The sequence below is a fragment of the Paenibacillus sp. USHLN196 genome (assembly GCF_037144955.1).
GTDB lineage: Bacteria > Bacillota > Bacilli > Paenibacillales > Paenibacillaceae > Paenibacillus > Paenibacillus xylanexedens_C.
Window position 1 is genome coordinate 164,056 of sequence record NZ_JBBCYH010000007.1, and the last position, 13,633, is coordinate 177,688.

General features: G+C 45.7%; 13 protein-coding genes. 5 read left to right on the forward strand and 8 right to left on the reverse strand.

Annotated features, from left to right (window positions below):
* Positions 1 to 62: 62 nt before the first annotated feature.
* Complete coding sequence (locus WFI24_RS18555; RefSeq protein ID WP_336763145.1) at positions 63 to 836, forward strand: isocitrate lyase/PEP mutase family protein; 774 nt, start codon at positions 63 to 65, stop codon at positions 834 to 836.
* A 50-nt stretch (positions 837 to 886) separates the two neighbouring features.
* Positions 887 to 1,402 (forward strand): hypothetical protein, encoded by a 516-nt coding sequence (locus tag WFI24_RS18560; RefSeq protein ID WP_336763147.1) that lies wholly within the window; start codon positions 887 to 889, stop codon positions 1,400 to 1,402.
* Between the two features lie 125 nt (positions 1,403 to 1,527).
* Here the strand turns inward: WFI24_RS18560 and WFI24_RS18565 are convergent, their stop codons facing one another.
* From WFI24_RS18565 to WFI24_RS18595, 7 genes are all read right to left on the reverse strand, one after another.
* On the reverse strand, positions 1,528 to 2,226 hold the full coding sequence (locus WFI24_RS18565; RefSeq protein ID WP_336763149.1) for a hypothetical protein: 699 nt from the start codon (positions 2,224 to 2,226) through the stop codon (positions 1,528 to 1,530).
* Positions 2,223 to 3,098: an ABC transporter ATP-binding protein gene (locus WFI24_RS18570; protein WP_336763151.1), complete on the reverse strand. Its 876-nt coding sequence runs from the start codon at positions 3,096 to 3,098 to the stop codon at positions 2,223 to 2,225. The genes WFI24_RS18565 and WFI24_RS18570 overlap by 4 nt, the downstream gene beginning before the upstream one ends.
* The gene (locus WFI24_RS18575; RefSeq protein WP_036611682.1) at positions 3,095 to 3,475 is read right to left on the reverse strand and encodes a GntR family transcriptional regulator; all 381 of its coding nucleotides are present in this window, start codon (positions 3,473 to 3,475) and stop codon (positions 3,095 to 3,097) included. Before WFI24_RS18575 ends, WFI24_RS18570 begins: the two co-directional genes overlap by 4 nt.
* Positions 3,476 to 3,574: 99 nt before the next feature.
* Positions 3,575 to 3,745, reverse strand: a complete 171-nt coding sequence (locus WFI24_RS18580; protein ID WP_336763156.1) for an aspartyl-phosphate phosphatase Spo0E family protein — start codon at positions 3,743 to 3,745, stop codon at positions 3,575 to 3,577.
* 240 nt (positions 3,746 to 3,985) lie between these two features.
* Positions 3,986 to 5,368: a transcriptional regulator gene (locus tag WFI24_RS18585; protein WP_336763158.1), complete on the reverse strand. Its 1,383-nt coding sequence runs from the start codon at positions 5,366 to 5,368 to the stop codon at positions 3,986 to 3,988.
* Positions 5,369 to 5,641: 273 nt separating this feature from the next.
* Positions 5,642 to 6,559 (reverse strand): aldo/keto reductase, encoded by a 918-nt coding sequence (locus WFI24_RS18590; protein WP_336763160.1) that lies wholly within the window; start codon positions 6,557 to 6,559, stop codon positions 5,642 to 5,644.
* A gap of 147 nt (positions 6,560 to 6,706) precedes the next feature.
* Positions 6,707 to 7,597 carry a diacylglycerol/lipid kinase family protein gene (locus WFI24_RS18595; protein WP_336763447.1) on the reverse strand — a complete coding sequence of 297 codons (891 nt, stop codon included), beginning with the start codon at positions 7,595 to 7,597 and terminating at the stop codon, positions 6,707 to 6,709.
* Positions 7,598 to 7,955: 358 nt separating this feature from the next.
* On the opposite strand from WFI24_RS18595, the gene WFI24_RS18600 reads away from it, so the two are divergent.
* From WFI24_RS18600 to WFI24_RS18610, 3 genes are all read left to right on the forward strand, one after another.
* Positions 7,956 to 9,473, forward strand: a complete 1,518-nt coding sequence (locus WFI24_RS18600) for a leucine-rich repeat domain-containing protein (RefSeq protein WP_336763162.1) — start codon at positions 7,956 to 7,958, stop codon at positions 9,471 to 9,473.
* 287 nt (positions 9,474 to 9,760) lie between these two features.
* Positions 9,761 to 11,023, forward strand: coding sequence for a glycoside hydrolase family 30 protein (locus WFI24_RS18605; protein ID WP_336763164.1), 1,263 nt, complete (start codon positions 9,761 to 9,763; stop codon positions 11,021 to 11,023).
* Between the two features lie 309 nt (positions 11,024 to 11,332).
* On the forward strand, positions 11,333 to 12,511 hold the full coding sequence (locus WFI24_RS18610; protein ID WP_336763166.1) for an MFS transporter: 1,179 nt from the start codon (positions 11,333 to 11,335) through the stop codon (positions 12,509 to 12,511).
* Positions 12,512 to 12,632: 121 nt separating this feature from the next.
* Here WFI24_RS18610 and WFI24_RS18615 read toward each other — a convergent pair whose 3' ends face one another.
* The gene (locus WFI24_RS18615; RefSeq protein ID WP_336763168.1) at positions 12,633 to 13,595 is read right to left on the reverse strand and encodes an endo-1,4-beta-xylanase; all 963 of its coding nucleotides are present in this window, start codon (positions 13,593 to 13,595) and stop codon (positions 12,633 to 12,635) included.
* Positions 13,596 to 13,633 lie beyond the last annotated feature (38 nt).

The window sequence follows — 13,633 nt, forward strand, 5'->3', positions numbered from 1 at the left end:
AATGAATTACGCAACAGATGTTTAAAGGAATGCATGTATATGACAAAGGAGAGTTAAGATATATGAGTACGCTAGAAAAGAAAGCAGCGATGTTCCAACAATACCATGTAAAAGGAAAACCACTTGTTCTGGTCAATGTGTGGGATGCTGGAAGCGCACAAGCCATGCAATCGGTTGGAGCAACAGCGATTGCAACAGGTAGCTGGTCTGTAGCCGCTGCCCACGGTGAATCCGATGGTGAAGTGCTGCCATTCCAGTTGGTATTGGCTAATCTGGCACGGATCACAGCGAGTGTGGAGTTACCAGTAACGATCGATATAGAGGGAGGGTATGGGAGGTCTGCGTCAGAAGTGAAGGAAAATGTCCTGCAAGTCATCGAGCATGGTGCAGTGGGGATTAATATGGAAGATCAACTTCCAGATGAGGTAGGACTGTACGCTGTAGAGGAGCAATGCCTGAGACTATCCGCCGCCCGAGAAGCTGCGGTGCAGGCTGGCATTCCACTGTTCATTAATGCTCGTACAGATATTTTCCTGCAACTTGCGCCTGAACACCATAACCAATCCTACCTAGAGGAAGTGCTCATCCGTTCCAGATCTTATGCAGAGGCAGGAGCCAGCGGTCTGTTCGTACCAGGTTTACAGGATCACCAACTGATTCAGGAATTATGTGAGCGTTCCCCCCTTCCAATCAACGTTATGGTTACCTCTCCTGAGCCTTCACCAGCCCGACTTGCTGCACTCGGTGTAGCTCGCGTAAGCTATGGACCTTATCCGTATCTGCAAGCCATGGAACACCTGAAAGAGCTGGGGCGAAGTATTTTAACGGGAAATTAACTGGATGGCGTGTTATAATCACCTCTATTGAACATTTACAGGAGGCACATATGCTTAACGTTGAACAAAAGCTTGAAGTGCTACAATCGTATCCCCAACTGCAACGCAAAGATGTTTCTCTCGGGCGTGTTAACTTCCACTTCGAAGAAAGTGCGTATGAGAAAAAGATTGTTGCTCTGCATATTCACCCTAACGGTAACGGTTATATCTATGCAGGTCTACTGCCCAACTATGAGACCGATGCTAAAGGATTCGTCAATATTCGTGATTACTCCGAAGCAGATCTGCGTACATTGTTAGATGAAACGATCAAAGCGATGTCTCACAATCCCAACGCAGTTGAATTCAAAGAGCCAGAACAAGTAAAAGTTGCTCCTACATTGGCTACAACCTCTACGGGTGGCGGAACGTGGATCGATGAAGATGGACATACGCTGACTTTAAAATATGAAGATGACATGTGGTATGTGTATTCCGGTGTTAATCTGGATATGGCTTTCGAAACGCGTAGCGAAGCTGGCGAGTATCTCAAAGACGAAGCATTCAAGCCACAAGCTCAGGCTTAACGCATACAGATACATTTTGGATACCAAGGACTTCACCAAAGATGATACCAAAAACACGAGGCGAATTCGCACTCGTGTTTCTTTGATTACAAGGGAGTTTCGCTTAGGTTCCTTCTTATAACATATCAGTCTTTACTGGATTTCGTTGTAAGCGGAGCGTTCTTCATCATGGGATAGGTGGACAGGAGTAGCGCACCACCAAAGGCCCCAAGAACAGTAAACAGGCTCATCATGTTTACACTCATAATCCACTTCATCCACTCCCCAAAATCTGCGAAGACAACGATCAGTGTGATAATTAGACTCACCCCAAAGAACATCATGAAGAAGTTACGCATCCCCAAGCGCTTCCAGCAGACCGTTGGGAAGGCGGAGAATCCCAGTACGAGAAAGCCACACATCAGATCAATCCACAGGTAGGAGAAGAAATGATATTCGCTTGAATACAACATGCCAGGTTGATATAAGGTAACGTCAACAATCCCTTTGTCCTGAATCAGATGTACGATGAAATAGATCACATGCAAAATGGCCATGGTGCCTGCAACCATCCATATCGAGTTCATATAGAAGGACTTCATGAATTGAATTCGGGTACTGCCCATACCGATCGCAACCGGAAACTGTGTAATGATTCCCGCGATCGCAAACGCACATATGCCGCCGTACATTGGACCAAACAGTTGTGTGGAATACGTGACGTCAAATGCGAGTCCAATGGCCACATATACGACAGTGAGCATCAGAGCAATGGATGAGAAGATAATCAAATACAAACGCATATCCTCACGGATCAGTCGGTTGGTGCCTTTGATTGAATTCATGGCCTAACCCCCTCTTGATTACGGGTCATGTTAACCAAGTAATCCTGTAATGTCGCCTTCTCAATGGAAAGCCCTTGTGTATGAGCGATGTCCTTCCACTTCTTCGAGTAGGGCTCATCAATCATCACTTTCAATGTCGATCCCAACTGGGAAGAGTCGATGACCTTAACATCTGTTGTAACACGATAAACATCTTCAATTAACCCTGTTAGAAGAATTCCTTTTTCGCGCATCTCTTCCATCGGCTGATTCATTAACACCTCTCCGGCCTGCAAAACGATAAGGGACTCGCATAAAGGCTGAATCTCCTCAATATGATGGCTGGATACCAGAATCAGACGCGGGTTATCTTCATAACTTTCCAGTAGGGCATTGTAGAAGAATTTGCGCTTCTCGGCATCAAGTCCATTGGTTGGCTCATCCAGAATCGTTACATTTGCATTACTGGCGAGACCCAATATAATCTGGGCAGCTGTTTTCATACCTTTCGAAAACTTAACGATCTTTTTCTTCGCCGGTAATTCGAACATATCGATTAACTGCTCCGCAAAGGTTTGATTCCACTGCGGATGGAAATATTGACCCATTTGAACCATATCATTAATCGTCCAGTTTTTCCCCAGTGGATGATTCTCCTGGATGTAGCATAGATGCTCTTGAGCTGCCAGATTATTGTAAGGGTCCTGGCCCATAATCCGAATAGTCCCACTATCCGGGCGATTATGTCCTGCGAGCAAACTCATCAGTGTTGTTTTACCCGCACCATTTCTTCCCCAGATCGCACTAATGATCGGCTCGCTCTCATGTAGCGTGACCTGGTTCAGAACGGGCGTCTTTTGATAACTGTAGTTGACCTGCTCCATATGAATCATAACTCACTCTCCTTATCCTTCTTGCCTCGAATCAGATCAATGATCATGTCTTCATTCATGTGAATTCGTCTGGCTTCTTCAAGTAAAGGCTTGATGTATTCTTCATAAAAATCCTGCTTCCGTTCAACGAGCAACGCTTCTCTTGCTCCCTTCGCAACAAACATTCCAACACCTCGCTGTTTGTATATAATCCCCTTGTCCACGAGCTCCTGCAGTCCTTTACGGGCTGTAGCCGGATTGATATTGTAAAAGCGTGACAGTTCATTGGTTGAGGGAACCTGTTCTTCCACCTTCAATCTGCCCTCCACAATATCATCCATAATCATCGTGGCAATCTGATGAAAAATGGGCTGAGATTCATCCAAAGTCGATTTCATGTGCTTCCAACTTTCATACGTATTCATTAGTCAGTTAGTCGGTTAGTTACTCATGTAACTAACTATAGTATACAAAAACGCAAATGTAAATAGGCGGACTTAATTTATCACCTTTCCTACCTTGGCTCTGTTGTATTGATTAATTAGACCGTCCAGGACTACGGATTGCCGGATTACTTCCGGATGAAGCAGACTGCCGTACTCCATATGCATGCGATATAACAACTGTCTGGCATCTTCGATCCGTGATATCAAATCCAGGCGATCCATAGTACCCCTCCTTTTTGTCATATTTTAGTGTATTATGCCAATCAAAAGAACAGGTGAGATACGACATACTTTTTTTCCACTTGGATATACAAAAAAAACACCTCTGAAATAAATCAGAAGCGTTCTTTTCATTTTTATTACGTTCCAAATCCGTGATCAGCAGATCTCATAATTTCGGGGTTAGGGACGTCATTGCCTGAGACAGGTTCCGTAGCAGGAGCTACGATTTGTACAACGATACTACAGGTAGCTATCAGCAAAGCCAACTTTCTCTTCATTGAGTTTCTGCACCTCACTAATGATCATTTTGTACTGCTGTTTCGCCGTCTCAGATGCAAATTCCCTGTATTGCTCAAACAGTCCGACACCTCTAAGCATACCTCGTCCACTGCTAATTTCAATAGCAAATCTTAAGCTATCCAGGACATAATTTATTCCTAAATAGTACTCGTCTTTTTTTAGATAGTATGCACCCAGATCGGCTAAAAGTCGTAAATATCGATCATCCGTAACCTGTCTGCTCACTTTGCCAATTCGGTTACTCTGTTCCTGATATGTGAAGTAAGACTCATACTCACTGAGTACACTATCAATATTCTCACCATATCGATTAGCCGCCGTGACGATGTCGCAAAGTGCCGGGAAAATCTCATTCTCCTTTGATGAGATATAAGCGAGGTAATCAGGCAACACCTCAAACTGACCACCCATTAATTGATATATATAACGGTTAGCTTCAGCCCATTCCTGGAATTGATTCATGACTACCAACTCATCTTGATCCGGACTCTTTACCCAACTGTTATCCGTATACAAAGAAACATATTTCAGCGCACCGGTATAGTCCTTTAAGTGATAACATGCACTACCATAAGCGAGGTAGGAGTAAAGAATATAGAAAACAATGGGTCTTTTCGTCTCCTCTTGTTTCCTTCGACCATTCATCTCATAATGGATGGCTGCTTTTATTTTCAATTTCTCAGATAACTCCTGAACCTTGTTCCATCTATGCAACGCACCAAAGGCATTAATCAGTTCGTTAAGCGCATCCAATTGATAGCGCTCGTCCAGCCGATCCACATAGTATTCGAACCGGGCTGCGATAATCAGATTCCGTTGCTGATCATTAGTCAGTCCCAACCTGAACAGTCGATACTGACAGAGTGCAAGTCGCTCGGAGTGTTGCATTTTCTCGCTTTCAGCGATGTTCTCATATAGTAGAATGGCTGGTTTGAATTTACCTGCATGGTAGAATTCTTCAGCCACATCAAATAACAAAGGAATATAGGACAGATTATCCATCATCAGACGAATAACCTCTTCAATGCAGTCTAACTTGTCCAACTCGGCACAGCGATGAAGGAAGGGTCCCAGTCTTCGCCAGTCAGGGGTTGCGTGTACGAAACACTCATCTATGTATAATTCATAGAAGTAACCTTCTTCCAGCCTCATGGCGGAAGTGATGCGATCCAACTGCTGCATGGCAATAGGCCGATTTTTGTTCAAAATATTGCTCAGCGTACCCGAATTAATCCCTGACGTTTCCGAAAAATGACTAATGGACATCTGTTCACTCTTCAAATAACTTTCCAAGTGATCGCGTATCGTGGTTGTCGGCTCCAAACGAACACCACCCTCCAAAATAAAAACCATAAACAGGATTATCGGTATGCAAAAGTAATTATATGTAATTAGAAAGTAGCGGTCAATATAATAAATTCAACTAATTTGTAATAAAACCATTTTAATCCTTTAATTAAAACAAAGGTCTCTACCCTTATTTTATATCGGAAATGCGTCCGGCATCAAACCTGAAAACAGACAAAAAACACGAGCCAGCGACGGGCTCGTGTTCTCAACTGACTCAGCAGTCAGTATGCTCACCATAACTTGAATTTAAGGCAGTATATTGCCTGCTGCACGGTAAATTTCATACCACTCTGGACGCGTGAGATGAACATCTCCTGCTTTTACACAATCTTGCAGACGTTCAATATTCATCGTGCCTGTCACAGGCTGCATATGCGCAGGGTGACGAAGCAACCATGCAATCGCAATTGTCGTATTGCTCACGTCATACTTCGCAGCGATCTCGTCGATCTTCGCATTCAATTCCGGGAACTTATCGCTTCCCAGGAAGACACCTTCGAAGAATCCGTACTGGAACGGAGACCAAGGTTGAATGGTGATATCATGCAGACGACAATAATCAAGGATACTGCCGTCACGGTTAACCGCAGCGTCGTTCTCCATGTTCACGTTGATTCCACTGTCAATCATCGTAGTATTGGTAATACTCATCTGCAACTGGTTGGCTACCAGTGACTGTTTTACGTATTTTTTCAACAATTCGATCTGGTTCGGATTCTGGTTGGATACCCCGAAGTGACGCACTTTGCCTTCGCGCTCCAGTTGATCAAAGGCTTCAGCCACTTCCTCCGGCTCAACCAATGCATCCGGACGGTGCAGCAGCAGAACGTCAAGATAGTCTGTCTTCAGACGTTGCAGGATACCATCCACCGAATTCAGGATGTGCTCTTTGGAGAAATCAAACATGCCCTTGCGGATACCACATTTGGATTGAAGAATCATATTTTCACGAACTTGGGGATTCATCTGTACCGCTTCGGCAAAGATCTCCTCACATGTTCCTGTACCGTAAATGTCAGCATGGTCAAAGAAATTCGCGCCAACCTCCATCGCAGAACGAACAAAATGTTCGGCTTCCTTGCCATCTAATGAATTAATCCGCATGCAGCCTACGGCGACTACGGGTACTTCAAGTGTGCTGTTGCCCAATTTCATGGTTCTCAAGATGTTTTCCCTCCATATTCGAATATTATCGTGTATCTTACTTTTGATTGTGACACAAATCTGCAATCGGTTTCAATAGATTTATCCTACATTCATATGGAGAAATGATAGGTTCTGAGTCTCCGCCTATAATTACACAGGATTGAGTTATACTTCTTCCGGTACAATGACCTCAATATGTCTTGGCAGAACACGGATATGAATCGGCAGGGCAGGACCTTCCTCCCCATCTACATTCGTGCGAATGGCTTCCACTGAGCGGACATGGACATCTCTGGCTGTAAAATAGTCCACATCCTTATGGTCTTTCAGACTACCAAATAACAGGGAAGTACCCAGGGTCAGGCTGTTGAACACGCTGATATTACGAACAACAAAGCAATGTATCAGGCCATCGTCCACTTCTGCATCCGGGGACAACTTCTCGAATCCTCCGACTGAATTGGTCAGTGCGGCCAGGAAAAGTGGCGATTCCCCCTCCCAGATCTGTCCATCATATTGAATGGTTAGATGATTCGCTGGTGTATTCACCAGGTCTTTCAAGCCTTCTTTCAGATATGCGAATGAACCCAGCTTCGACTTCTCATCCGAGGATACGGATAACAGAGCTTCTGCCAATGAACCTGCAGCCACAACGTTGGCAAACAGGCGATCATTGATTTTTCCCAGATCCACGATATGGGTCTGATCCGAACGTAACTGCCTAATGGCTTCTTCGGGGTCAAGCGAGATATTCAGCGCACGTGCAAAATCATTCACCGTTCCCAGCGGTACGACGCCCAGGCGGGGACGATGATCCTGATCCATCATGCCGTTAATCGTCTCATGCAGCGTACCATCCCCACCAATAGAGATGACCAGATCACAGCCGTCTTTGCAGGCACTCAGGCAGTAGTTCGTGGCATCACCTTCCCCGGCTGTCTCGTTAACCACCACCTCATACTGCTGTGACTCCAGAATCTCTCTGACTCGGGACACATACTGCTCGGCCTCTTCCTTACCTGACGATGGATTACTAATGATCATGGCTTGGCGCATACTCACATCTTCCCCTCCACATTGGCATCTTTACTTCATCTATACCCGTTTCATGGGTGCGTTGAATAGGGTCTGCGGGAGATGTTCCATTTTTTTTGATAAACATGTCTCTGAAGAGTGCAGAGCAGGGTTTGTTTCATATAGAATAGAAGTATAGGAATACCCATTACTAATTTTTTGTTCCTTTTTCCCGTTGACGGGTTAATAACTATAGATGTGCTTTTAGCCGAAGCTGCAAAAGTTAAACTGATCCAGTTACACATAGCACCCCGAGGGCAGAACAACCCTACGATTACTACTGTTCGGAGTATTTTATAATTTTATATTTTAAGAATCGGAATCGGAGGGAATGCATGCAATGAAAAGAATGACGCTATTATTTCTAGTATTCATCCTGAGTCTCGGTGCATCGGGGCAAGCTATGGCTTACACAACTACAGACTTGGGCGAGGGAATCATTGAAGATCCCGTACTGGAGGACGGACTGAAGCTAATCCTGAACAAACCTCTGGATGTTCCACTGACTTCAACTGATCTGGAGCAGCTTGAGGTGGTGGATCTGAGCAATGCAGGTATTCACAGCCTGTCCGGTCTGGAGTATGCCACCAATCTGACTCACCTCCGATTATACGGGAATGAGATTGAGGATCTGACACCGCTTGAGCATCTGACCAAGCTTCGGGAGATCGATGTTCGCAACAATTACATTACATCCATACACGCACTAGCTGAATTGAAAGACTTGGGACGGCTGTATATCAGCAATAACTCCATTTCTTCCATAGAGGTTGTACGCGGATTCACCCGATTACATACATTCCACGCCAGTGGGAACCAGATTGACAGTCTTGAAGCACTTTCGGATGCGGATGAACTGAATTGGCTTGAGATCTCGAACAATACCATCAGTGATCTAACGCCACTCGTCGATAAAACCCAGCTCCAACAACTCAATGTGGCGAACAACCAGATTCAGACGCTGGACGTAATAGCTGAACTGCCAAATACACTGCGGGATCTGAATGTGGCAGGCAATCTCATCGCGGATCTGACACCATTGGAACACATGACACGGCTACGGACACTCGATATCTCCGGTAACCAGGTACAGCACCTCAAGGGGCTTGAGGGACTGACTGGGCTTACAGAGCTGAATGCAGAATCTAACCAGATCTATGATCTGAAACCTCTACAGCAGCTTTCCAACCTGGATGTATTAAAATTGTCCAACAATCGGGTGTGGGATCTGACACCGATTGCAGGTTTTACATTTACCCGTGATCAGTCCGCGACAAATGCCATTCAGGATATCTCGGCGTCCACCTCATTATCCTCCGGTATTCAGACGTCTACCTCAGAGGTTGAGCCTGCCGGACTTACGGTGCAGAACAACTACCTGGATGTCGTGAGTGGCAGTTATACGATGCAGCTTCTGAATCAGATGAATGTGCGGGAGCAGAAACGAACGCCGCAGGGCAGCTTCCAGCGTCTGATCGAGGGGTCTACCACTGCCCATGTAGGTGATCGCGCTTATGCATTGGAGGCTGCACCTTTTATTGATGAAGGCCGGACCTATGTGCCTCTGCGTTTTGTCTCGGAGCAGTTAAACGCCAGTGTGAACTGGAACAGCGGTACGCGCGAAGCTGTGATCACACAAAATGACAAGACCATTCGCTGGAGCGTGGGCAACAAGCAAGTTGTCGTGAACGATACGCTTGCAATTAATGATGCTCCTCTCTTGATGAAAAATGGCAAAGCATTTGTACCGGTGCGCTTCATCTCGGAGCAATTCAATACGACGGTTGCGTATATCGGAAGCAGCAAAACAATTCTGATCTTCGAAAATAAACCACTTGCTGAACGTACAGAGCCTTGAGTCGTATCTCAAACTCATTACCAGCCATAAGAATCACAGCGAAAGTCCCTGTCTGAACCATCGGCAGGGACTTTCGCTGTGTTATCACATTGGATAATGGTATATGGACAGAGTCATGTACAAGAAAATACAGCATACCAACTGTCTGTACGGACTTGATCTAGTGACATTCTATCTTGGATTAGGGTAAATTTTACACGGTTTAGCATATCTTCTTTTGCAGCGGGAGTTGTTATACTGAACGTAATATATATGACAACTGAGGTTCATGCGAGGAGGAAATTTACATGACATTCACGTTCAGCGGCTATTCCACAACCCAAGACAGCCCGTGGAGAGAGCTATCTTTTGTACCGACAAATGAAAACGCTAACTTAAAGCTCACAGGGGAGCAGCGCAACGAGGTATTCCACTCTCTCTTCCATCCGGATGGCGAGCATAAGTTTAACATCTGTCGTCTGCCGATTGGCGCAAGTGATTATGCAGAGCAGTGGTATAGTCACAACGAGGTGGACGGCGACGTGGCCATGGAACATTTTTCGATCGAACGTGATTTCAAATATCTGATCCCTTACATCAAGGAAGCTCTGAGTTATAACCCGAATCTGCAATTCTTCGCCTCCCCATGGAGTCCGCCTACGTGGATGAAGTCGCCCAAAGCCTATAACTATGGCACACTGCGCTGGGAGAAAGACATTCTGGATGCGTATGCTCTCTATTTTGTAAAATTCGTACAGGCTTACCGTGACGCAGGCATTACCATCCATCAGGTGCATGTGCAGAACGAAGTGATTGCAGATCAGAAATTCCCTTCTTGCATGTGGACAGGCGAGCAGCTTCGTGAGTTCATTGCCGATTATCTGGGCCCGGCTTTTGACAAGCACGGTCTGGATACGGAAATCTGGCTCGGAACGATCAACGCCCCTGATCCATGGGAGGAATTAATCAAGAAGAAAACAAATGACTTCGACGAGTACGCCGGGCTGGTGCTGATTGACCCGAAAGCCTATTCCTACATCAAAGGTGTTGGATATCAGTGGGCAGGCAAAAATGCCATTCAACGTACCGCGGCAAGCTATCCGGAGCTTCGTTATATGCAGACCGAGAACGAATGCGGCGATGGCAACAACTCATGGAACTATGCCAAATATGTATATAACCTCTACCAACATTACTTCAGCAACGGAGTGAACACGTATATCTACTGGAACATGGTTCTGGAACCCAAAGGCCGTAGCACGTGGGGCTGGGAGCAGAACTCCATGATTACGGTAGATCCGGATACAACGGAGGTTACTCGGAACCCCGAGTATTATGTGATGAAGCACTTCGCGCATCATATTGTTCCTGGTGCTCGAAGAGTCGGTCTGTCAGGCGCATGGAGCGGTAAATCTGTCGCTTTCCGCAACCCGGACAACAGTCTCATCGTTGTCATTAATAATCCATTCAAGGACAGCCGCGACTTGTATCTAACCCTTGAAGAAGGACAGACCCTTCACATTGAGCTGGAAGCTGATTCGTTCAACAGCATGGTGATTCAACCGAAATAACAACTTAACACATCGTTAAAAACATAGACATCAATAGCGTCAGGCTCAGGAATTTCCCGGGCTGGCGCTATTTTTCATGGGCCATTCAATGCCTATTGTCACCATTATTGCTACTGTAGAACACAAGGCGAAGACGACTTAAAGATAAGACATTTCACACTTTATATTTACAAATCTATAAATCTAGATATAATGTAATCCAGAGTACTTACTCTCATGTCCAACGCATTATAGGAGGAAAGGCAGTCCCATTTCAGCATATTATATCTACTTTTCTGTATATTTAAATTCATTGGAGGTACCCTTTACATGAAATCACAACAGGTCAACCCGCTCCTTATTCTGATTCTGGCACTCGGAGTATTCGGAATCATTACAACAGAAATGGGAATCGTCGGCGTATTACCTCAGGTCGCGTATAAATTCGGTATCTCGACTGCACAGGCAGGTTGGCTGGTCAGTATTTTCGCGCTGGTCGTAGCCATTGCGGGCCCTTTTCTCACCTTACTGGCATCCGGGATCAATCGCAAAATCATCCTTTTAGCCGCTGTGCTGATGTTTGCCATCTCGAACGTCGTATATGCCTACGCTACAACATTTGAGACCATGTTTATCTTTCGAATGATTCCCGCGCTGTTCCATCCTGTCTTCTTCTCCGTAGCCCTGGTCACCAGTGCCCAACTCGTTCCAGCAGAGAAAAGCAGTCAAGCTGTTGCCAAAGTCTTTACCGGGGTTACCGCAGGCTTTGCCTTTGGCGTGCCGCTGACATCGTATCTTGCTGAACGCCTATCCCTCGAAATTGCCTTCCTATTTGGAGCGATGGTCAGTGTGGTCGCTTTGATCGGCATTTGGATCTGGTTACCCTCGATGCCCGTCAAGGAAAAGATGTCCTATGGCAAGCAGCTCGGCATTTTGCGCAAACCTGGATTATGGCTGAATGTTGCCGCAGTCATTTTTATATTCGCCGCCATGTTCTCCGTGTACAGCTATTTCGCCGAGTATCTTGGACAGGTTACCCAGATGAGTGGGTCATGGATCAGTGTCATGCTTACCGTCTTCGGTGTCGTCATGATCATCGGAAATTTGGCGTTTGGACAGTTTCTGCGCAAGAGCGTGGTCCGTACCGTTCTCCTTTTCCCCCTACTTTATATAGCAGCTTATGCACTCGTCTATTGGGCTGGTAATCACTTCATGTGGATGATTATTGTAGTCATCATCTGGGCATCCATTCATTCGGGCGGATTGATTGTAAGCCAAACCTGGTTAACCACTGAAGCGCAGGACGCGCCTGAATTCGGCAACAGCTTGTATGTATCCTTTTCCAACCTCGGTATTACCTTGGGTACTGCCATCGGCGGATGGTTTATCGCAAACCTGGGGATACATCAACTGATCTGGAGCGGGATAATATTTGCACTGATCGCTTTTGTCTTGATATGGATTAAAATTAAATGCTTCACTACACCAGGAATTGCGAAAAACAATTGAAACAAAGCATCCGCACACAAGTAGCACCATGTCCCCATACTCATCAAGAGGAACATGGCGCTATTGGGTCGTATATAATCCCCAGATTTAGATGGGAGCACAGACTCGTCCAAACGCGAGCTTAAGGATTGTTCGCCAGGTAATTTCTCAGCCATTGCATAGCCGGACGTTCTGTACCATTGCTGTTGACCAAGTGTGAGCCAGCCTGCCAGGTTTGATTCTGGTTGTAACCCCACAGCGTCACACCTTTAACCGCAGAGTGTTTCCACAGCACAGGGAATTTCTGCTGATAACGTTGCAACTGTGTATTGTCATCACCTGTCATATCCAGCTCGGATACATAGATCGGCAATCCAGTCGCTGCAAGCTTGTTCAATACCGTGTTCATCGTGCTTACAGAGACATTATCCATATTGAAGTAATGCGCTTGAATTCCAATACCATCGACTAGACCTCTGCTTTTCAGAAGGTTAATAATCTGGATATATTGGTCCGCTTTAGCCGGATCACCGATAATACCATATTCGTTGATTAACAATTTGGAGTTAGGGAAGGCTTGTCTCGCCTGTTGGAAGGACCAGATAACCCAATCCCACCCCGTTGCTCCATCTCCGCCGATGGCATTGCGGTAAGATGGTTTCGCATGCAGAGGTTCATTCACCACATCAACGAAGGCAGACTTTGAATACCGCTGTCCTGCGGCTTTAATCCATTGTGTCACTTCAGCCTTCTGATCTGCGGCCGAGAGACCGTTCATCCAGATTGGCTGCTGATTTCCCCATACGAGCGTATGGAATTTGAACGGAAATCCATTGTTGTTAGCATAATTGTACGCCATGTCCGCCTGGCCCCAATTCATTACGTTGCGTGTGCCTTCCACAGCATCCCACTTGGTTGAGTTCTCCGGAGTTACCTGATTCCAATACGGGCTAAAATTCGAAGGAACCTGGTTGGCAATAATATTGCCCAGATATTTGCTGCCTTTCGCTAAACCTGCACTCACACTACCAACCGCAACAGATGCAGCGAGAATCCCTACCAATGCCAATGAGCCGACCGTCTTAAACCATTTGGACTTGATCAATGTATTTCCTCCTTCGTTTCTTATATTTTGTTAAGCGC